18 protein-coding genes are annotated in these 18,826 nt (G+C 71.4%); 8 read left to right on the top strand and 10 right to left on the bottom strand.

What is annotated here, in order from left to right; translation table 11 throughout:
• Positions 1-55 precede the first annotated feature (55 nt).
• On the top strand, positions 56-1,426 hold the full coding sequence (locus CBM2594_RS24185) for a hypothetical protein (RefSeq protein WP_232346732.1): 1,371 nt from the start codon (positions 56-58) through the stop codon (positions 1,424-1,426).
• Between the two features lie 235 nt (positions 1,427-1,661).
• On the opposite strand, the gene CBM2594_RS24180 is transcribed toward CBM2594_RS24185, so the two are convergent.
• Positions 1,662-2,831, bottom strand: coding sequence for an NAD(P)H-dependent flavin oxidoreductase (locus CBM2594_RS24180; protein WP_116359308.1), 1,170 nt, complete (start codon positions 2,829-2,831; stop codon positions 1,662-1,664).
• Between the two features lie 274 nt (positions 2,832-3,105).
• Between CBM2594_RS24180 and ubiU the strand changes: the two genes are divergently transcribed.
• From ubiU to ubiT, 3 genes are all read left to right on the top strand, one after another.
• Positions 3,106-4,146, top strand: coding sequence for a ubiquinone anaerobic biosynthesis protein UbiU (ubiU, locus tag CBM2594_RS24175; RefSeq protein ID WP_198048203.1), 1,041 nt, complete (start codon positions 3,106-3,108; stop codon positions 4,144-4,146).
• Between the two features lie 64 nt (positions 4,147-4,210).
• Positions 4,211-5,143 carry a U32 family peptidase gene (locus CBM2594_RS24170; RefSeq protein WP_116359758.1) on the top strand — a complete coding sequence of 311 codons (933 nt, stop codon included), beginning with the start codon at positions 4,211-4,213 and terminating at the stop codon, positions 5,141-5,143.
• Positions 5,140-5,604 (top strand): ubiquinone anaerobic biosynthesis accessory factor UbiT, encoded by a 465-nt coding sequence (gene ubiT, locus CBM2594_RS24165; protein WP_116359307.1) that lies wholly within the window; start codon positions 5,140-5,142, stop codon positions 5,602-5,604. Before CBM2594_RS24170 ends, ubiT begins: the two co-directional genes overlap by 4 nt.
• A gap of 7 nt (positions 5,605-5,611) precedes the next feature.
• On the opposite strand, the gene CBM2594_RS24160 is transcribed toward ubiT, so the two are convergent.
• From CBM2594_RS24160 to norR, 3 genes are all read right to left on the bottom strand, one after another.
• Complete coding sequence (locus CBM2594_RS24160) at positions 5,612-7,189, bottom strand: histidine kinase N-terminal 7TM domain-containing protein (protein WP_116359306.1); 1,578 nt, start codon at positions 7,187-7,189, stop codon at positions 5,612-5,614.
• A gap of 217 nt (positions 7,190-7,406) precedes the next feature.
• Positions 7,407-7,835, bottom strand: coding sequence for a polyhydroxyalkanoate granule-associated phasin (locus tag CBM2594_RS24155; RefSeq protein ID WP_116359305.1), 429 nt, complete (start codon positions 7,833-7,835; stop codon positions 7,407-7,409).
• A gap of 142 nt (positions 7,836-7,977) precedes the next feature.
• Positions 7,978-9,540: a nitric oxide reductase transcriptional regulator NorR gene (norR, locus tag CBM2594_RS24150; protein ID WP_373457608.1), complete on the bottom strand. Its 1,563-nt coding sequence runs from the start codon at positions 9,538-9,540 to the stop codon at positions 7,978-7,980.
• 152 nt (positions 9,541-9,692) lie between these two features.
• Between norR and ytfE the strand changes: the two genes are divergently transcribed.
• Both ytfE and CBM2594_RS24140 read left to right on the top strand, forming a co-directional pair.
• On the top strand, positions 9,693-10,445 hold the full coding sequence (ytfE, locus tag CBM2594_RS24145; protein ID WP_116359303.1) for an iron-sulfur cluster repair protein YtfE: 753 nt from the start codon (positions 9,693-9,695) through the stop codon (positions 10,443-10,445).
• A gap of 30 nt (positions 10,446-10,475) precedes the next feature.
• The gene (locus CBM2594_RS24140; RefSeq protein WP_116359302.1) at positions 10,476-12,764 is read left to right on the top strand and encodes a nitric-oxide reductase large subunit; all 2,289 of its coding nucleotides are present in this window, start codon (positions 10,476-10,478) and stop codon (positions 12,762-12,764) included.
• A 5-nt stretch (positions 12,765-12,769) separates the two neighbouring features.
• On the opposite strand, the gene CBM2594_RS24135 is transcribed toward CBM2594_RS24140, so the two are convergent.
• A complete protein-coding gene (locus CBM2594_RS24135) occupies positions 12,770-13,435 on the bottom strand; it encodes a DsbA family oxidoreductase (protein ID WP_116359301.1) in 666 nt (221 codons plus the stop codon).
• A gap of 117 nt (positions 13,436-13,552) precedes the next feature.
• Positions 13,553-13,972, bottom strand: coding sequence for a hypothetical protein (locus CBM2594_RS24130; RefSeq protein WP_232346731.1), 420 nt, complete (start codon positions 13,970-13,972; stop codon positions 13,553-13,555).
• Between the two features lie 170 nt (positions 13,973-14,142).
• Here CBM2594_RS24130 and CBM2594_RS24125 point away from each other — a divergent pair, with 170 nt between their 5' ends.
• Positions 14,143-14,523, top strand: coding sequence for a c-type cytochrome (locus CBM2594_RS24125; RefSeq protein ID WP_116359299.1), 381 nt, complete (start codon positions 14,143-14,145; stop codon positions 14,521-14,523).
• Here the strand turns inward: CBM2594_RS24125 and soxR are convergent.
• Entirely contained in the window at positions 14,516-15,001 is a 486-nt protein-coding gene (gene soxR / locus CBM2594_RS24120) for a redox-sensitive transcriptional activator SoxR (protein WP_116359298.1), read from the bottom strand. The two genes, CBM2594_RS24125 and soxR, sit on opposite strands and share 8 nt — an antisense overlap.
• Positions 15,002-15,133: 132 nt before the next feature.
• Here soxR and CBM2594_RS24115 point away from each other — a divergent pair, with 132 nt between their 5' ends.
• On the top strand, positions 15,134-15,640 hold the full coding sequence (locus tag CBM2594_RS24115; RefSeq protein ID WP_217449698.1) for a RidA family protein: 507 nt from the start codon (positions 15,134-15,136) through the stop codon (positions 15,638-15,640).
• A 31-nt stretch (positions 15,641-15,671) separates the two neighbouring features.
• Here CBM2594_RS24115 and CBM2594_RS24110 read toward each other — a convergent pair whose 3' ends face one another.
• The 3 genes from CBM2594_RS24110 to CBM2594_RS24100 all read right to left on the bottom strand — a co-directional run bounded on the left by CBM2594_RS24110 (position 15,672) and on the right by CBM2594_RS24100 (position 18,754).
• Positions 15,672-16,058 carry a nuclear transport factor 2 family protein gene (locus CBM2594_RS24110; protein WP_116359297.1) on the bottom strand — a complete coding sequence of 129 codons (387 nt, stop codon included), beginning with the start codon at positions 16,056-16,058 and terminating at the stop codon, positions 15,672-15,674.
• Positions 16,059-16,217: 159 nt separating this feature from the next.
• On the bottom strand, positions 16,218-17,201 hold the full coding sequence (locus CBM2594_RS24105; protein ID WP_116359296.1) for a Bug family tripartite tricarboxylate transporter substrate binding protein: 984 nt from the start codon (positions 17,199-17,201) through the stop codon (positions 16,218-16,220).
• 62 nt (positions 17,202-17,263) lie between these two features.
• Complete coding sequence (locus CBM2594_RS24100; RefSeq protein ID WP_198048202.1) at positions 17,264-18,754, bottom strand: amidase; 1,491 nt, start codon at positions 18,752-18,754, stop codon at positions 17,264-17,266.
• Positions 18,755-18,826 lie beyond the last annotated feature (72 nt).

The raw sequence follows: 18,826 nt of genomic DNA, 5'->3' as shown, positions 1-18,826 counted from the left end.
TATCCACTTCAAAGGGCGCACGAATGCGTCACGGCCGCCATGCCGCGGGGCGCGCATGAAAGGCGCGGACCTCGACTATGCGCGCGCGCCGCGGCCGGCGCTGGTGTTCGGCTGCCTGCTGCCGGCGCCGTGGCTGGGCGCGGCCGCGGGGCTGCTGCTGGCAGCGGGTCCGGCCGCGGGGCTGCCTGACCGCTTTGCGCCGCTCGCGCTGGCGGCGGTGCATGCGCTGGCGCTGGGCATGCTGCTGCCGGTGATGGTCGGGGCGCTGTTCCAGATGATGCCGGTGGTGGCACGCGTGGACGTCCCCGGCGCGGGCCGGCTGGCGCCGTTCATCGCCGCCACCGGCGCGGCGCTGGCGTGCGCGCTCGGCTCCGGTCTGCTGGGCGGTGCGACGGCGGCGATGCGGGTTGCCGCCGCGCTTGGCGCGGTGCTGCTGCTGGCGGGCGCGGTGCTGCTGGCCGCGGGCCGGCGCGTGGCCGCGGCGGACGCCACCACGCGCACGCTGGCCGGCATCGGCGCGCCGCTGATGGTGGCGGCGCTGGCCGGCATCGCGCTGGCGGGCACGTTCGGCGGGCTGTGGCGCGTGCCGGTGGCGCAGGCGCTTGGCCTGCATATGGCCTGGGCGCTGGGCGGGTGGCTGGCGGCGCTGGTCAGCGGAGTCGCGGCCACGGTGCTGCCGATGTTCTGGCAGACGCCGCGCCTGCCCGCGGCGCTGGCGCGCAGGCTGCCGCTGGGGCACTGGGGGCCGCTCGCGGTGTTCAGCGCCGTGCTGCTGCTGTGGCCCGATCAGCCGGTGCTGGCGCAGGCCGCGCTGGTGGTGTGGCTGTCGTTCGTGGCGGTGCTGGCGGCATGCGCGCTGGCCGGCACGCTGCGCGCGCGGCGGCGCCATGATCCGCTGTGGCTGCTGTGGCCGGTCGCATGCGCCAGCATGCTCGGCGCGGCTGTGCTGGGCGCGGCGGCGGTGGTGCTGCCCGCGGTGGCGCTGCCGCTGGCGTGGTGGGCCGGCACCATGGCGCTGGTCGGCGCGGGCGTGCTGCCGGTCACGGCGATGCTGGGCAAGATCGTGCCGTTCCTGGTCTGGCTGCACCTGCGCCGGCTGCTGCCGCGACGGGCTCGCGTGCCGGCCATGCAGGCCATCATCCGGCCGGGCCGGCAGCGCGCTCAGGCGTGGCTGTTGCTGGCGGCTTACGCGCTGCTGCTGGCGCTGCCGCTGGCACCGGCGCCGCTGGCGCGCGCGGGTGGGCTGCTGCTGGCGCTCGCCAACGCGTGGCTGGGGTGGCAATTGCTGGCGGCGCTGCGCTGCATGCGGCGAATGCGCAGGGGTGGGGGGTTGCCGGCGCGGGTTGCTTACCAGTTCGGCATGCCCTCTCCCCCACCCCTCTCCCGCAAGCGGGCGAGGGGAGCCTGGTTCGGGCGGCGTTGGTGAGGGCGGGCATGGTCTGGCGCGCTGCCGGTTTGCTCCCCTCTCCCGCTTGCGGGAGAGGGGCAGGGGGTGAGGGCAGGCCTTTGCATACCGCAAACGCCTGACTTCGTTGACGCGCCCGGCCCTCACCCCGACCCTCTCCCGCAAGCGGGAGAGGGAGCACACCGGCGCTGAGCGGGAGCCCATTGCACTTGCCGGCCTCACGGGTCTCTCGCTCCCATGTCCTCAGCGTTTGCTGTCAGCCTCCAGCGCGTGCCGGCGCCAGCCCCGCCGGCTTCTCCCCCGTCATCAGGTAATGCATCAACTCCGCCACCGTCCGGATCGCCTCGCCGAACGGCAGCGCCCCGCGGCCGCGGAAGAACAGGCCGCGTTCCACGTCGCCGCGCACGGCCTGCGCCAGCTTCAGGTCGATGCAGAACTGGCCGATGCGCGCGATGCCGTCGCGCAGCCCACACGCCTGCAGGCAATCGAAGCCTTCCAGGCACTCGCGCACGCGGGCGCGGCGCTGCAGGCGCGCCTCGCTGGACAGGTAGCGCTGCAGCCATGGCGTCAGCACCGCGCGCGCGGGCAGGCCTGCCACGCTGGTGAATTCGCGCAGGGTTTCCGGCCGCGCGGTGGCCAGCACTTGCTTGAAGGCGGGATGCGCATCGCATTCCTCGGTCACGGCGAAGGCCGTGCCCAGCTGCACCGCGGCGGCGCCTTCGCCCAGCCAGTGGCGCACCTTGGCGTGGCTGTCGACGCCGCCCGCGAGGATCAGCGGGATGCTGTCCCAGGCCAGGCCCAGCTGCGCGAACAGCTCGCGGCATTCGCCGAGCACGCGCGAGAACGAAAAGCGCGGCTCGGACAGGTCCTGGATGGTGGCCGCACCGAGGTGGCCGCCGGCGTGCGCGGGGTGTTCGACCACGATGGCGTCGGGCAGCCGGCCCTTCTTCATCCAGCGGCGCAGCACCAGGCCGATGCCGCGTGACTCCGACAGGATCGGGATCAGCGCTACCTTGGGATGGCCGGCGGTCAGCTCGGGCAGGTCCAGCGGCAGGCCGGCGCCCATGACGATGGCATCGGCGCCGCTTTCGCAGGCTTGCCGCACCAGCGCCGCGTGCGAGCCGACGGCCTTCATCACGTTGACGGCGATCAGGCCGCGGCCTTCGGACGCGGCGCGGGCGGCGCGGATCTCGCGGTCCAGCGCCTCGAGGTTGGCGGCTTCGATGGCCGGCTTGTCGCGGCTGCCGCGGGTGCGCGCCATCAGGTCGGGGTGGTGGTGGCGCAGGTCGATGCTGGCGATGGTGCCGACGCCGTTTTCGCGCGCGACGGCGCCGGCCAGCCGGTGCGCCGAGATGCCGATGCCCATGCCGCCCTGCACGATCGGCAGCAGGCGGCGGCCGCCCAGCTTGAGCCAGGGGTGATTCATAAACGGATCTCCGCAAGAGGATGAGCGCCGGGCCGCCACGGCGGGCCCCGGCGCGGGGATGACGCGCAAGCGTGGCACAGCGGTGCGGGCCCGCGTTTGCCGCAGGTCAACCCCGGCCGGGTGGCCTGCCATCGGCCTACGCCGTCCGGCGTAGCCCGTCGCGGCCCGGGTGCCGTTGGCGTGGGTTTGCGCGCGGTCAAGCCCATGGCGCGGACGCTTGGCTAGCATCGGCCGCTGTCTTCCTTCCCCCGCGCCGCCGCCGGCGCCATCACCGATGACCTGTTCCAACCCCGCCCGCTCCGACTCTCCGCCGCGCCGCCCGCAACTGGTGGCGCCCGCCGGCTCGCTGGCGGCGCTGCGCATGGCGCTGCAGCACGGCGCCGACGCGGTCTACCTGGGCCTGCGCGATGCCACCAACGCGCGCAATTTCGGCGGCCTGAATTTCACCGAGGCCGACATCCGCACCGGTGTGGCCGAGGCCCATGCGCGCGGCGCCGAGGTACTGTTCGCCATCAACACCTTCGCGCAGATGGGCGCGGTGGCGCAGTGGCACCGCGCTGTCGACGCGGCCGCGGAGCTTGGCGCCGACGCCGTGATCATGGCCGACGCGGGCCTGATGGGCTACGCCTGCGCGCGCCATCCCGACCTGCGGCTGCACCTGTCGGTGCAGGGCTCGGCCACGCACGCCGACGCCATCGAACTGATGCGCGAGCGCTTCAACATCCGCCGCGTGGTGCTGCCGCGCGTGCTGTCGCTGGCGCAGATCGGCAAGCTGGCGCGCCAGACCAGCGTCGAGCTGGAGGTGTTCGGCTTCGGCAGCCTGTGCGTGATGGCCGAGGGGCGTTGCCTGCTGTCTTCCTATGCCACCGGCGATTCGCCCAACAACAAGGGGGTGTGCTCGCCCGCGCATGCGGTGCGCTGGACCGAGCAGGACGGCACCATGCAGGCGCGGCTGTCGGGCATCCTGATCGACAGCTACGCGCCCGGCGAGCCGGCCGGCTATCCGACGCTGTGCAAGGGCCGCTTCGAGGTCGAGGGTGAGCGCGGCTACGTGCTGGAAGAGCCGACCAGCCTGAATGCGCTGTCGCTGCTGCCCGCGCTGGTCGACATGGGCATCGCCGCGATCAAGATCGAAGGGCGCCAGCGCAGCCCGCGCTACGTGGGCGATGTGGTCGGCGTGCTGCGCGCGGCCATCGACGCCGCCTGCGCCGATCCGGCCCGCTTCGCGCCGCGCCAGGAGTGGCAGGGCACGCTGGGGCGCCATGCCGAAGGCGACCAGGTCACGCAGGGCGCCTATGACCGCCCCTGGCGCTGACGCCATGACAGCAACCTGCCTGTATCCGGACATGCCGGCCATGCCGGCCCCGCTGGAGCTTTCCATGCCACACACCGCCGCGGCCACGATGCCGCACGCCGCCGCGATGCCGGGCTTCGGCATCGCCCTGGGTCCGCTGCTGTACTACTGGCCGCGCGAGGCCGTGCTGCAGTTCTATGCGTCGGTCGCCGATGCGCCGGTGGACCGCGTCTACCTGGGCGAAACCGTCTGCACCCGCCGCCACGAAATCCGCCATGCGCAATGGCTGGAAATCGCGCAGATGCTGCGCGAGGCCGGCAAGGAGGTGGTGCTGTGCACGCCGGTGCTGGTCGAGTCCGATACCGATATCGCCTGGATGCGGCGCGCCTGCGCGCAGGACGACTACCTGGTCGAGGCCAACGACCTGGGCGCGGTGCGATGCATGGCCGGGCGGCCCTTTGTCGGCGGCCCGCACCTCAATGCCTACCATGCCGATACGCTGGCGTGGCTGGCCGGGCTGGGCGCGGCGGGCTGCGTCGCGCCGGTGGAAATGGATGGCGCCACGCTGGCCGCGCTGGCGGCGGCGCGGCCGGGCGGCATGCAGCTGGAGGCCTTCGTCTGGGGCCGCCTGCCGCTGGCGTTCTCGGCGCGCTGCTTTACCGCGCGCCACCATCGCCTGCGCAAGGACAGTTGCGAATTCCGCTGCATGGATTATCCCGATGGCCTGGTCGCCGCCACCGGCGAAGGGCAGGCCTTCTTCACGCTGAACGGGGTGCAGACGCAGAGCGCCACCTGCCTGGACCTGTGCGGCGAGGCGCTGGCCATGGCCGCGATGGGAGTCGACATGCTGCGCGTCAGCCCGCATTCGTCGGGCACGTTCGCGGTGGTGCAGCAGCTGGCGGCCATCCGCGCGGGCCAACGCGCACCCGCGCCCAGCGGTATCACGCCGGCCGGCGCCGAGCCGTGCAACGGCTACTGGCACGGCCGCGCCGGCATCGCCTGGGAGGCCCGCACATGAGCGCGCTGCACAAGCTGATGGCGGGCGTGCACCGGCGCCTGCCGGCACGCGCGCGGGCGCTGCCGCTGGTGGCCGCGCTGGAGCTGGCGCGCCGCGCGGGCTGGCTGGAGCCGCCCGCGGCGCTGGATGGACACGCCTTCCTGCTGACGGTGCAGGACCTGGAACTGGACGTGCCGTTCCGCTGCGAAGGCGGGCGCTTTCGCGCCGGGGCGCCGGATGCCGAACCCGCGCTGACGCTGCGTGCCTGCGCGGTGGACTACCTGCGCCTGCTGGGCGGCGAGGCCGATACCGATACGCTGTTCTTCCAGCGCCGGCTGGTGATCAGCGGCGATACCGCGCTGGGGCTGGAGGTCAAGTACTGGCTCGATGCCGCGCCGCGGCCCGCGTGGGTCAGCCAGGCCGCGGCGCGGCTGGTGGCGCTGCACGGCGCCGCCGCGGGCGGGACGCGGGCGGCCTCCTGAGTGCGGCTCAGGCGTCGCCGTCCAGCATGAAGCGGTTGCGCCCGGCGCGCTTGGCGCGGTACATGGCGCTGTCGGCACGGTGCAGCAGCGGCTCCAGCCGCGGCGCTTCGGGCACGGCGCAGACCGCGCCCACGCTGATCGTCACCACCGGCTGCACCGGCGTGCCGTGGTGCGCGATGCCCAGGTCGCGCACCGCGGCCACCATGCGGCGCGCCAGCTCGCGGGTCTCGTCGCGGCTGGCGCCGGGCAGCACCGCGGCGAATTCCTCGCCGCCCAGCCGCGCGCAGAACTGCTCGCCGTGCAGCACGCCGCTGAGGGCGCAGGCGATCTGGCGCAGGCAATCGTCGCCGGCCATGTGGCCATGCAGGTCGTTGTATTGCTTGAACTGGTCCACGTCCAGGATCAGCAGCCCCAGCGGCTCGCCGCGCTCGCACGCGCGGGTCACGGCGGCGATCGATTCGCGCTGGAAATAGCGGCGGTTGCGGATGCCGGTGAGGGCGTCGATATCCAGGTCGGCCTGCACCTGCCACAGCTGCTCTTCGGTCTGGCCCAGCCTCGCGCTCAGCGCCAGTTCGCGCGACTGGAAGCGGCTGATGTCGCGCAGGAACAGCAGGCTGCCGATCTGCCGGCCGTCCAGGCGCGCGACGCGCTCGCCGGTCAGCTCGAACGGCGCGCCCGGCGGGACGAAGGGCGCGGCGGCGCTGTCGGCAGCGCGCGCCACAGCGGAAGGCCGCAGCGCAGTGTCCCAGCCGGCGGGCAGCGGATCGCCCCGGCGCAGCGCCGGCCACAGTTGCGCCGCGGCGGGATTGAATTCGACGATGGTGCCATGGCGGTCGACGATGACGCAGCCCTCGCCGAGCGCATCGAACACGCGCAGCCGCGCGTAGTGGCCGATATCGTCCAGGTGCGTGCGCAGCCCGCAGAACCACACCAGCGCCGCCATCAGCGAGAACGTTGCCGGCGTCAGGTCTCCGCCCAGCGGCCCGGTCCAGCGGCTGAGATACGCGACATTGGCCGCCAGCGGCAGGGCCAGGCCCGCGCCCAGGATGGCGCGCCCGCGGCGCGACAGGGCGCCGTTGGGTACCTCGGCCGTGACCAGGAAATACAGGCTCAGCGCCAGCAGCAGGTATGTCCACGCCGCCACCACGGCATAGCCGATGCCATGGTCGAACACCGCGCCGGGCGCGACGCCCGGCGGCATCAGCGTGATGCGCGGCCACACCAGGCCGTGGCGCTCGTTGGTAAAGACCATCACCACGGTGACCACCGCCGCCAGCACCGGCAGCCACAGCCGCGACCACGGCACCACGTAGCGCGGGCGGCTCAGGTGCACCATCGCCACCAGCCAGCCGATCGGCACGGCAACGATGCCCAGGTACTGGATCTTGGCCCACAGGATGCGCCCCGCCAGGTCGGCCGCGCTGATCTCGAGCAATCGGCCGCCGCTCCAGGTGGCCGCGCCGGCGGCGAGCACCAGGAAGGCTTGCACGGTGGGGTCGTCGCGCCGCGGCCAGGTGGCGATGGCCATGCCGATGCAGGCAACCGCGGCGACGGTGAGCAGGAGAACCAGCGAATATGAGGGCATTGAAGGCGGCGCGCGTCTTCGAGACCCGGGCGTGGGTGCCGCCGCCCGGCCAGGCGCACGCCGGCTGCGGCGCTCCGCGATCTCGTCAGCCAGCATGATACCGGGCGGCATCGCCGGCTTGGCGGCGGGTGCGCCGATGCAACAGCGGCCGCCCGAAGGCCCGGTCGCCCGGTCGCCCGGTCCGCCGGGCAAACGGCCGCGCCGGATCAGGACCCGCTCAGGCCCGCCTCGGGGTTTCCCGCACCAGCCAGAAGGGAATGTCGACCACGTCCGGCTGCAGGCCCGGCCAGTCGAAGCCCATGCCGCGCGTCAGCAGGTGGCCCCAGCCGTCGATCCACTTCTGCTGGGCCCGCGCATACAGCTCGAGCATGGCCGAAGCGTAGTGCAGCGGGCCGCCGAGCAGCGGCAGCTCGCTGGCGATTTCTCGCGCGTAGCGGGCTTCGGGGTCCGGCTCCAGCATCGTGCCCATGGCGTCGAACTGCAGGTTCTCGAACAGGGTGCGGGTGAAGTCCAGGTTGAGTTCGGCCATGCGGCGCCAGGTCCCGGCCAGGTCGTCCTGCATGGCCTCGAGCTGCTGCATGCCGGAGCAGGCGGTGGGGAGGGGCCAGAACCCCGGCGGCCAGAACATCTGCATTGCGGTCATCATCACGGGAAGCTCCTGTGGTGGGCCGTGCGCTTGGTGGGCGGCAGTTGCTGCACACGACGATGGCGCCCTGCGGCGGCATCCGGATCAGCTTATGCGGTATTGGCGCGTCCTGCCATGCCGCGAAAGCGGAGCGGGACCTCGTTCACTTGCATCCCAGCCGCCTGGCCAGCTTGTGCAGGTTGCTGGCATCCAGGCCCAGCTGGCGCGCCGCCTGCGCCCAGTTGCCGGCGTGATCGTGCAACGCCTGCGCGATGCAGGCCCGCTGGGTGTGCTCGACCGCGTCGCGCAGCGTGAGGCCTGCGGCCGGCGCCGGCGTGGCGGATGCGCGGGCCTCGCCAGCACCGGCCTGGGCGGCCGCCGGCAGTTCCAGTCCGTCGAGATCGAGCAGCTCCGGCTCCAGCGTGACGATGTCGTTGCGGCCCGCGCCGCGGCTGACCGCGCGCAGCGCGGCGCGGCTGACCACGTGTTCCAGCTCGCGCACGTTGCCGGGCCAGCGGTAGTGGCGCAGCGCGTCCTGCGCGCCGCCCGACAGCCGCAGGCTGCGCAGCCCCAGGCGGGCGCGGTTCAGCTCCAGGAAGCGCCCCGCCAGCAGCAGCACGTCGTTGCCGCGCTCGCGCAGCGGCGGGATCGGGATCGGATAGACCGACAGGCGGTGGTACAGGTCGGCGCGGAACGAGCCGTCGCGCACGTGCTCGCGCAGGTTGCGGTTGGTGGCGGCGATCACGCGCACGTTGACGCGGCGCGGGCGGTCCGAGCCCAGCCGCTGGATCTCGCCGTTCTGCAGCGTGCGCAGCAGCTTGGCCTGGATCGCCAGCGGCAGTTCGCCGACTTCATCGAGGAAGAGGGTGCCGCCGTCGGCAGCCTCGAAGCGCCCCGGGCGCTCGCCGGTGGCGCCGGAGAAAGCGCCGCGCGCGTGGCCGAACAGTTCGCTCTCGGCCAGCGATTCAGGCAGCGCGGCGCAGTTGACATGCACCAGCGGCTGCGCGCGCCGGCGCGACTGGCGGTGCAGGCGGTGCGCGAACAGTTCCTTGCCGACGCCGGTCTCGCCCAGCAGCAGCACCGGCAGGTCGGTGTCGGCGACCACTTCCAGTTCATGCAGCAGGTTGGCGATGGCCTCGCTCTGGCCGATGATCTCGGCGCCGATGTCGTGCGGGGCCGCGCCTTCGTCGGCAGCGGGGGTGCCGCGCGCCAGCTGCAGCGCGCGGATCTCGCCCTCCAGCCGGGTGGTGCGGATGGCGGCTTCGACGATCACCGTCAGCCGCTGCAGCTCGGCCTGCGCCGCGCCGTCGAAGGTGCCGACCGTCAGCGCATCCAGCGTCAGCGCGCCCCAGGGCTGTCCGTCCACTTCCAGCCGGGTGCCCATGCAGTCGTGCACCGGCAGCGGCTCGCCCACGTGCTCGTCGATCAGGCCGTCGTAGGGGTCGGGCAGCATGCTGTCGTGGTGGAAGCAGGTGACCCCGCGGCGCGCCAGGATCGCGGCCAGGCGCGGGTGCAGCCCCACCGCGAAGCGCCGGCCCAGCGCATCGCGCACCAGGCCGTCGACCGCCACCGGGCGCAGGTGGTCTTCTTCCAGCCGCAGCAGCGCCACGGCGCCGCAGCGGAAATGCGTGCGCAACGCGCTGACCAGCCGCTGCAGGCGCACCGCGTGGGGCAGGTCGGTGACGAGGTCGGCCAGCAGGTCGGGATACATGGCGCTCGGTAGCATGGTGGAAAAAACCGTAAAGGGTAATAAGTACCGCGCGAAGTATAGGGTATTTAATACCTGGCATTTTCCAAGACCTTGATTCAACGCGGCTTTTTACTGGCACGCCGCTCGCGTATGTCATGCGGTCATCACTTCCACACGGAGAAACCGCCATGACGCTGCAAGACCATTCGCTGGGCCAGCTGGCCCGCCTGATTCCCGGTGCCACCCGCATCTTCCACGACCACGGGCTGGACTTCTGCTGCGGCGGCAAGCAGACCCTGCGCGACGCCGCGCAGCAGAAAGGGCTCGATGCCGCTGCCGTGGCCGCCATCGCCGCTCAGCTGCAAGCCCTGCAGGATGAAGCCGGCCCGCTGGCGCAGGACTGGAACACGGCCGCGCCCGCGGCGCTGATCGACCATATCCTCACGCGCTTCCACGCGCGCCATCGCGAGCAGTTGCCCGAGCTGATCCGCCTGGCGCGGCGCGTCGAGCAGGTCCACGGCGACCGGCCCGACTGCCCGCTCGGCCTGGCCGACCACCTGGGCGAGATGCTGGGCGAGCTGGAATCGCACATGCAGAAGGAAGAGCAGGTGCTGTTCCCGATGCTGCTGCGCGGCCTGCATGCCGCCGCGAGCCGCCCGATCGCGGTGATGCGCGCCGAGCATGACGACCACGGCGTGGCCCTGCAGCGGCTGGCCGACCTGACCCACGACATCACGCTGCCGCGCGCGGCCTGCAATACCTGGCGCGCGCTCTACCTGGGCCTGCGCACGCTGCGCGAAGACCTGATGGAACACATCCATCTGGAAAACAACGTGCTGTTCGAAACCGCCACGGCCAGCGCTTCCGCCGCCGCGCCCGCCACCGCGCCCGCCACCACGCCCACGCAGGCCAGCGGCTGCGGCTGCTCGGCGCACGCCTGAGCCCGACACCACCCTCAACCACTTCGCATCATGGGTCCCTACCGCAAACTCTGGTTTTTGCTGATCGCCGTGCTGGCGGTCACGTTCTCCCTGCTCGGCTACTACGGCGTCGAGGTGTACCGGCAGGCCCCGCCGATCCCGGCCAAGGTGGTCACGGCCGAGGGCGGCACGCTGTTCAGCGGCGACGACATCCTCGACGGGCAGACCGCATGGCAGTCCGTCGGCGGCATGCAGCTCGGCTCGATCTGGGGCCATGGCGCCTACCAGGCGCCGGACTGGACCGCCGACTGGCTGCACCGCGAACTGACCGCCTGGCTCGACCTGGCCGCGCGCGACGGCTACGGCCGTGCGTTCGCGCAGCTCGACGCGCCGGCGCAGGCCGCCTTGCGCGAGCAACTGCGCAGCGAGTACCGCGGCAATGCCACCGATCCGGCCAGCAACGTGCTGACCGTGTCGAAGCGTCGCGCGCAGGCCATCGCCGACACCGCCGCCTACTACGACCAGCTCTTTTCCGACGCGCCGGCGCTGCACGCCACGCGCGAGCACTATGCGATGAAGGAGAACACGCTGCCGAGCGCGCAACGCCGCCAGCAGCTGACGCATTTCTTCTTCTGGACCGCGTGGGCCGCATCGACCGCGCGCCCCGGGCACGAGGCCACCTACACCAACAACTGGCCGCACGAGCCGCTGATCGGCAACCAGCCCACCAGTGAGAACGTGGTGTGGTCGGTGATCAGCGTGGTGGTGCTGCTGGCCGGCGTCGGCTTCCTGGTATGGGCGTGGGCCTTCCTGCGCGGCAAGGAAGAAACGCCGCCGCAGGCGCCGGCGCGCGACCCGCTGCTGTCCGTGGCGCTGACCCCGTCGCAACGCGCGCTCGGCAAGTACCTGTTCCTGGTGGTGGCGCTGTTCGTGTTCCAGGTGTTCCTGGGCGGCTTCACCGCGCACTACACCGTGGAAGGGCAGAAGTTCTACGGCATCGACGTGTCGCAGTGGTTCCCGTACGCGCTGGTGCGCACCTGGCATATCCAGAGCGCGCTGTTCTGGATCGCCACCGGCTTCCTGGCCGCGGGGCTGTTCCTGGCGCCGCTGATCAACGGCGGCAAGGACCCGAAGTTCCAGCGGCTGGGTGTCGACGTCCTGTTCTGGGCGCTGGTGGTCGTGGTGGTGGGGTCGTTCACCGGCAACTACCTGGCCATCGCGCAGAAGCTGCCGGCCCACCTGAACTTCTGGCTGGGCCACCAGGGCCACGAGTATGTCGACCTGGGCCGGCTGTGGCAGATCGGCAAGTTCGCCGGCATCGTGATCTGGCTGGTGCTGATGATGCGCGGGATCCTGCCGGCGCTGCGCGCGCGCGACACCGACCGCAACCTGCTGGCGCTGCTGACCTCGTCGGTGGTGGCGATCGGCCTGTTCTACGGCGCCGGCCTGGCCTACGGCGAGCGCACCAGCCTGACGGTGATGGAGTACTGGCGCTGGTGGGTGGTGCACCTGTGGGTCGAGGGCTTCTTCGAAGTCTTCGCCACCACGGCGCTGGCCTTCATCTTCTCCACGCTGGGCCTGGTGTCGCGCCCGATGGCGACGGCCGCCAGCCTGGCGTCGGCGTCGCTGTTCATGCTGGGCGGGATTCCCGGCACCTTCCACCACCTGTACTTTGCCGGCACCACCACGCCGGTGATGGCGGTGGGCGCCGCGTTCAGCGCGCTGGAAGTGGTGCCGCTGATCGTGCTGGGCCATGAGGCCTGGGAGAACTGGAGCCTGAAGCGGCGCGCGCCATGGATGGCCGACCTGAAGTGGCCGCTGATGTGCTTTGTCGGGGTCGCGTTCTGGAACATGCTGGGCGCCGGGGTGTTCGGCTTCATGATCAACCCGCCGATCGCGCTGTACTACATCCAGGGCCAGAACACCACGCCGGTCCATGCCCATGCCGCGCTGTTCGGCGTCTACGGCTTCCTGGCGCTGGGCTTCACGCTGCTGGTGCTGCGCTACGTGCGCCCGGCCTACCGTCTCAGCCCGGCGCTGATGAAGACCGCGTTCTGGGGCCTGAATGCCGGCCTGGTGCTGATGATCGGCACCAGCCTGTTGCCGATCGGGATCATCCAGTTCCTGGCCAGCGTCGAGCACGGCACCTGGTACGCGCGCAGCGAGGCCTTCATGCAGCAGCCCATGCTGCAGACGCTGCGCTGGGTGCGCACCTTCGGCGACGTGGTGTTTATCGTCGGCGCGGTGTCGTTCGCCTGGCAGGTGGTGCTGGGGCTGGCCGCGCGCACGCCGCGCATAGCCGATGCCGTCGGCGCGGGGATGAAGCCCGCGCCGCGCTGAAGCGCCTAGTCCTGCGCCGGCTGTCCCTTCTGCGCCTCGGCGGCGATCTCGCGGATGGCCTGCTCGAAGGCCTCCGCCGGCTGGCCGCCGGTCACCAGGTAGCGCTCGTTGAAGATGATCGACGGCACCGACTGGATGCCCATGCGCTGGTATTGCGCGATTTCCGCGCGCACCGCATCGGCATAGTCATCGCCCGCCAGCACCCTGCGCGCCGCCGCCGCGTCCAGGCCGACGGCCTGTGCGGCGTCGGCCAGCACGTCGTGGTTGCTCGGGTCCTTGCCCTCCGCATGGTAGGCATGCAGCAACGCCTGCTTCAGCGGCAGCTGCCTGCCTTCCAGCCCGGCCCAGTGCAGCAGGCGGTGGGCGTCGAAGGTGTTGTAGACGTGGGTGCGCGGGCCAAAGGCAAAGCCGACGGCGGCGCCGCGTTCGCGGATCATCGCCTGGGTCTCGGCGATCTGCGCCGGCGTGCGGCCGTACTTGCGGCCGAGGTAGTCGACGATGGCCTCGCCTTCCGGGCGCATGCCGGGATTCAGCTCAAACGGATGCACGACGATCTCGGCGTCGACCGCATCGCCCACGCGCTGCAGCGCCAGCTGCAGCGAAGACAGGCCGATGGCGCACCAGGGGCAGGCGATGTCGGAGACGAAGTCGATCTTGAGGGGTTGTGGCATGGCGGCTCCCGGGCATGGACCGAGCGGGGCCACGGCCCCGCACCGGATTGGAAATTGCCGACAGGGTAGCGTGACTGGCGAATCCTTGCTGGCGCGCGCCGCGGGCGGGGGACGGCTTCAGTCCCAGCGGCGCCCGTGGCCGCGGCCATGGTCATCGTGGTCGCCATGGCGGTGCGCCCATTCGCGCCCGCGCCATTCGCGTCGGTGATCGTGGTAGCCGTCGCGATAGCCTTCGCGGTAATACCCGCGATAGTAGGCGCGACGATAGCCGCGGTCATTGTCATAGCGCACCGGCACCGGCGCCACCACCACGGGGCGCGGCGCCACCACGACCGGGCGCGGCGCGTACGCCACCGGTGCGGGCGCATACACCGGCGCCGGCGCATAGACCGGGGCCGGATGGTAGACCGGCGCCGGCTGCGCCACCACCACGCCGGGCACGCCGATGCCGATATCGATATTCACACCGGCGTAAGCACCAGCGCTGGCCACCAGCATTGCACCGCCTGCTACCGCCATTGCGATGATTCGTTTCATGGCTGCCTCCCAAGGGGCGTTGGACATGGGCTCACTGTAGGGGGGCGGCCTGTAATATGGGTCGCGCCAAGTGTTGCAAGTGTGACGCGGTGTAACCCCCTGCGGCCGCGGCGTGCGGGCGCTGCCTGTATCATCCGGGCCTGCCCAGGCATTTCCCTTCCAAGCTGCTCATGCGCCGTACCGCCGCCACGTTGCTGGCACTGACCGTCTTCACCGGCCTCCCCACCGCCGCCATTGCCGCCGCCGATCTCCAGGCCGGCAAGGCGTTGTTTGCCACGCGCTGCGCGTCGTGCCACCACGTCGGGCGCAATGCGCGCGCGGGCTTTGGCCCGCAACTGAACGGCATCTTCGGCCGCGCCGCCGGCAGCACGCCGGACTTCCAGTATTCGGAGGCGATGCGCACGTCGAAGGTGGTGTGGTCGCATGACACGCTGCGTGCCTTCATCCATTCGCCCGGCAAGCTCGTGCCTGGCACGAAGATGCGCTTCTGGGGGCTCAGTGACGACAAGCAGATCAGCGATCTGCTGGCTTACCTGCAGACATTCAAGTAGGCGGGAAATGCGGCCCCGGCCCTTCCCCGGCCAGTGCGTCATGCGGATTGCGCAACGGGCAATCCTTCAACGACAGACACCCGCACCCGATACACCCATCTAGCTGGTCGCGCAATTGCGTGAGCGTGCGGATCCGTTCATCAAGGTCATCGCGCCAGCTGGCCGACAGCCGGCGCCAGTCGGCCGCGGTGGGCGCACGCCCGTCCGGCAGCTTTTGCATGGCATCGGCAATCACCGCCAGCGGCAGCCCCATGCGCTGCGCCACGCGGATCACCGCCAGGCGCCGCAGCACCGCGCGCGCATAGCGGCGCTGGTTGCCGCCGCTGCGGGTGCTGGCGATCAGGCCGCGCGCTTCATAGAAATGCAGGGCGGACACCGCAATGCCGGTGCGGGCCGAGACCTCGCCGATGGACAGAAGTTCTTCCGACGGCGCGGGGCGGCGCCGGCGGGGCGAGGCGGGCGGTTGCTTGGAGGCCATGGCAAAGGGCAGTCAACGCAGGGAACGCAGGAATGCCCATGCTATCACCATGGCCGCGCTTGACCTTAACCTAACTTGAGGTTTGATACTGGCGGCTCCCATGTCCGGGATGCCTTCCACAAGCCGATGACCATGACGATGTTTCCCTTCTCGCCCTCATCCCTGCGCTCGCCCGCCATGCCCGCATTGCCGGCATTGCCAGTCACCCCGGCGGTGCCCTTCGCGCGCCCCAATGACTCGCTGAGCCTGCTTAACCCCGAAGGCCTGTATGACCCGCGGCCCAACGGCTATTCGCATGTGGCCCTGGTCGAAGGCCCGGTGCGCATCGTCTATGTCTCGGGGCAGGGCGGGGAGGATGCGGCGGGCTGCCTGCCGCTCGATTTTCCGCGCCAGGTGGCGCGCGCCATGCAGAACCTGCGCATTGCGCTGCAGGCAGCCGGTGCCGACGTCGGCGACGTGGCCAAGCTCACGGTGCTGGTGGTCGACCATTCGCACGACCGCCTGCGCACCTTCGGCGCGGCGCTGCGCGAGATGTGGGGCGACCGGCCTACGCCGGCCTGCACGCTGATCCCGGTGCCGCGGCTGGCGCTGGACAACATGCTGTTCGAGATCGAAGCGACAGCGGTGTTGCCCGCCTGAACCGCGGCAGCCCGGGAACCGAAGCCCGGACTCAGCGCGCCGCGGCGCTGAAGGTCTTGTTGACGATCTTCCAGGCCCCGTCGATCTCGAGCAGCGTCATGTAGTCGGTGAAGGTCACGCCCGGGTATTCCAGCACCACCTTGGCCACGCCGGCGTTGCCGACCACGTCGAACTGCGTGATGAAGCGCTTGCGCTGCGCTTCATCCGCCGCCGGATGGCCGGGGCAGCGCGCCGAGGCGAATTCCTCGACCGTCAGCGAATGCAGCTTGCCGTCGCGGAACGAGACGATGCGCGCGTCGGCGGCGAAGGCCTTGTACATGAACTCTGCCTTGCCGGTGATATGGCCTTGCAGGTAGTCCTCGATCGGCGCGAGCGCGGCCACATGGCGGGACGTCAGGCCCGTTTCTGAATACGTCATGAGCTCCTCCAAAACTGGGGCGGCAAGGGGCTTGCCCTTGCCGCAATGTTGAAAGCTCTGATTGTATTCCAGTTTTGTATGCAAAAGGTGGGGCCGCAAACCGTGAGAATTCGCGGCGCGTGTGGAGGCCGCGCGGCCCTGACTGCGCGCGAGGCGGCGTTATTCGGCGCGAATATCCGCCCGCGCCGCCACTGCCCGCATCTCCGGCAATTCCTTCTCCACCCGCGCCTTCACCGCCGCCCCATTGCCATAAGCCGGCGTCAGCGCCAGCTCGACCATGCGCGCCTTCGTGGCCGGCGCGTTGGCCACGTCGGCCAGCGCCTTCTCCAGCTTCTGCTGCACCGGCGCGGGCAGACCGGCGGGTGCCAGCAGCGCGAACCAGGTGCCCATCTGGAATCCGGGGTAACCGCTTTCGGCGACGGTCGGCACCTGCGGCAGCGCGGGCAGGCGCTGCGGCGACAGCACTGCCACCGGCCGGATCTTGCCGCCCTTGATCAGCGGCAGGCTGGCCACCACGGTATCGACGGCCACCGGCACCTGTCCGCCCGCGAGCGCGGTCAGGCTGGGGGCGCTGCCGTTGAAGGGCACATGGACCATGCGGATGCCCGTGGCGGCCTTGAGCATCTCCGCGCCGAAATGGACCGAGGAGCCGGCGCCGAACGAGCCGTAGGAGAACTTGTCGGGGTGGGCCTTGGCCTGCGTCACCAGATCCTTGAGCGAGGCGATCTGCGTGTCCGGGTTGGCCACCAGCACCAGGCTCATGTCCGCCACCAGCCCCAGCGGGGTGAAGCTCTTGATGGGGTCGTAGCCGAGCTGCTGGCGGATTGCCGGGTTCAGCGTCAGCGTGGTGCTGGCCGCCAGCAGCAGCGTGTAGCCATCCGGCGCGGCCTTGGCCACCTGGTTGGCGCCGATCACGGTGCTGGCGCCGGGCTTGTTCTCGACCACCACCGACTGGCCGAGCTTTTCGCCCAGGCCGACCGCCAGCAGGCGGCCCAGCACGTCGGTGGCGCCGCCCGCGGCGAACGGCACCACCAGGCGCAGCGGGCGCTCCGGCCAGGTTTGCGCGTGCGCGGCGGGTGCAGTGGTCAGCGCGGCCACGGCGGTGGCGCAGGCGAGAAACAGCTTCGGGGGCATTGCAGTCATCGTGGGCACTCCTGCGGCAGTTATCGGAATGGAAGGCAAGCGGAAGCGATGTGCGGGCGGTCTCAGCCCAGCCAGGGGCTGCGCACGCGCGAGAAGCCGCCGGCCTGGTCGTAGGCGTGGCCAAGCTGCAGCACGGCGGCGTCGGCCTGCGCCGGGCCGATGAGCTGCAGGCCGGCGGGCAGGCCCTGCGGGCCGAAACCGGCGGGCGCGGCCAGCGCCGGCAGCCCGGCCATGGTGGCCGGCACTACCGCCTGCATCCAGCGGTGGTAGGTGTCCACGTCGCGGCCGTCGATGGCGTGCGGCCAGTCCCAGTCCGCGTCGAACGGGAATACCTGGGCGGCGGGCAGCACCAGGTAATCGAAGCGCTCGAACAGCGCGCGCAGCGCCTGGTACCACGCGCTGCGTTCGGCCATGGCCTCGTACACGCGCGTGCCTGGCAGCGCCAGCCCGCGTTCGATTTCCCAGACGGCTTCGGGCTTGAGCAGCGCGCGCCTGGCGGGGTCGCGGTACAGCGCCGCGTTGGCGCCCGCCACCGAGAAGCTGCGCAGGTCGATCCAGGCGCGCCACAGGCGTTCCAGGTCGAACTCAGGCAGCGCCGCGTCGATGGTGCAGCCGAGCGTGCGCAGGTGGGCCAGCGCCTGCACGCAGGTGTCGAGCAGGCCCGCTTCGGTCGGCAGGTGCCCGTCCAGGTCGCCGAGCCAGCCGATGCGCACGCCGCTCCAGTCGCGTTCGGGCGGCAGCGCGAAGCTGCCGGGCGGCTCGGTGCGGCGGGTCAGCGGCAGGCGCGCATCGAAGCCGGCCTGCACCGACAGCAGCAGCGCCAGGTCCGGCACGTTGCGCGCCATCGGCCCGGCCACGCTGAACTGCTGGAAGAACACTTCGTCGCCCGGGCCGTGCGGCACGCAGCCGACCGAGGTGCGCAGCCCATACACATGGTTGAACGCCGCGGGCGTGCGCAGCGAGCCCATCATGTCCGAGCCGTCGGCCACCGGCAGCATGCGCAGCGCCACGGCCACCGCGGCGCCGCCGCTGCTGCCGCCGGCGGAGCGGGCGGGATCGAAGGCATTGCGGGTGGTGCCGTAGACGGGGTTGTAGGTGTGGCCGCCGAGGCCGAATTCGGGCGAGTTGGTGCGCCCGACAAAGACTGCGCCGCCGGCGCGCATGCGCTCGAAGATCACGGCATCGGTGTCGCTGACCTGGCCGGCGAAGATCGGCGAGCCCTTGGTGGTGACCATGCCCGCGGCCGGGCTGATGTCCTTGGGCGCCTGCGGGAACCCGTGCAGCGGGCCGCGGCTGGCGCCGCGCGCCAGTTCGTCGTCGAGTTCGCGCGCCTGCCGGCGCAGCGTGTCGCGCTCCACCGGGGCGACGATGGCGTTGACGCGCGGGTTGTGGCGGTCGATCTGGCCGAGAAAGGCGTCGAGCACTTCCACGCAGGAGACCTCGCGCGCATGGATGGCGCGCGACAGCGCGACGGCATCGAGGTCGGTGATCGGGTCGGTGACCGCGGCGGTGATCGGGTCAGTCGAGTCAGCAGGGGTCTGGGCAGTCGCCATGGCGGGGTGTCTCCGGTGATGTCGGGGAAAAGCATACGGGCGCCGCACGGTTTCCCGCAATCGACGATTTTT

The sequence above is a fragment of the Cupriavidus taiwanensis genome (assembly GCF_900249755.1).
GTDB classification, from domain to species: Bacteria; Pseudomonadota; Gammaproteobacteria; order Burkholderiales; family Burkholderiaceae; genus Cupriavidus; species Cupriavidus taiwanensis_D.
The sequence above is the reverse complement of the archived record's forward strand: the minus strand, read 5'-3'. Positions and strand labels throughout refer to the sequence as shown.

What these genes read in the sequence shown, in the direction of transcription:
- CBM2594_RS24185 (WP_232346732.1), top strand. Translation starts at nt 56, where the DNA reads ATGAAAGGCGCGGACCTCGACTATGCGCGCGCGCCGCGGCCGGCGCTG.
- CBM2594_RS24180 (WP_116359308.1), bottom strand. Translation starts at nt 2,831, where the DNA reads ATGAATCACCCCTGGCTCAAGCTGGGCGGCCGCCGCCTGCTGCCGATC.
- ubiU (WP_198048203.1), top strand. Translation starts at nt 3,106, where the DNA reads ATGACCTGTTCCAACCCCGCCCGCTCCGACTCTCCGCCGCGCCGCCCG.
- CBM2594_RS24170 (WP_116359758.1), top strand. Translation starts at nt 4,211, where the DNA reads ATGCCACACACCGCCGCGGCCACGATGCCGCACGCCGCCGCGATGCCG.
- ubiT (WP_116359307.1), top strand. Translation starts at nt 5,140, where the DNA reads ATGAGCGCGCTGCACAAGCTGATGGCGGGCGTGCACCGGCGCCTGCCG.
- CBM2594_RS24160 (WP_116359306.1), bottom strand. Translation starts at nt 7,189, where the DNA reads ATGCCCTCATATTCGCTGGTTCTCCTGCTCACCGTCGCCGCGGTTGCC.
- CBM2594_RS24155 (WP_116359305.1), bottom strand. Translation starts at nt 7,835, where the DNA reads ATGATGACCGCAATGCAGATGTTCTGGCCGCCGGGGTTCTGGCCCCTC.
- norR (WP_373457608.1), bottom strand. Translation starts at nt 9,540, where the DNA reads ATGCTACCGAGCGCCATGTATCCCGACCTGCTGGCCGACCTCGTCACC.
- ytfE (WP_116359303.1), top strand. Translation starts at nt 9,693, where the DNA reads ATGACGCTGCAAGACCATTCGCTGGGCCAGCTGGCCCGCCTGATTCCC.
- CBM2594_RS24140 (WP_116359302.1), top strand. Translation starts at nt 10,476, where the DNA reads ATGGGTCCCTACCGCAAACTCTGGTTTTTGCTGATCGCCGTGCTGGCG.
- CBM2594_RS24135 (WP_116359301.1), bottom strand. Translation starts at nt 13,435, where the DNA reads ATGCCACAACCCCTCAAGATCGACTTCGTCTCCGACATCGCCTGCCCC.
- CBM2594_RS24130 (WP_232346731.1), bottom strand. Translation starts at nt 13,972, where the DNA reads ATGAAACGAATCATCGCAATGGCGGTAGCAGGCGGTGCAATGCTGGTG.
- CBM2594_RS24125 (WP_116359299.1), top strand. Translation starts at nt 14,143, where the DNA reads ATGCGCCGTACCGCCGCCACGTTGCTGGCACTGACCGTCTTCACCGGC.
- soxR (WP_116359298.1), bottom strand. Translation starts at nt 15,001, where the DNA reads ATGGCCTCCAAGCAACCGCCCGCCTCGCCCCGCCGGCGCCGCCCCGCG.
- CBM2594_RS24115 (WP_217449698.1), top strand. Translation starts at nt 15,134, where the DNA reads ATGACGATGTTTCCCTTCTCGCCCTCATCCCTGCGCTCGCCCGCCATG.
- CBM2594_RS24110 (WP_116359297.1), bottom strand. Translation starts at nt 16,058, where the DNA reads ATGACGTATTCAGAAACGGGCCTGACGTCCCGCCATGTGGCCGCGCTC.
- CBM2594_RS24105 (WP_116359296.1), bottom strand. Translation starts at nt 17,201, where the DNA reads ATGACTGCAATGCCCCCGAAGCTGTTTCTCGCCTGCGCCACCGCCGTG.
- CBM2594_RS24100 (WP_198048202.1), bottom strand. Translation starts at nt 18,754, where the DNA reads ATGGCGACTGCCCAGACCCCTGCTGACTCGACTGACCCGATCACCGCC.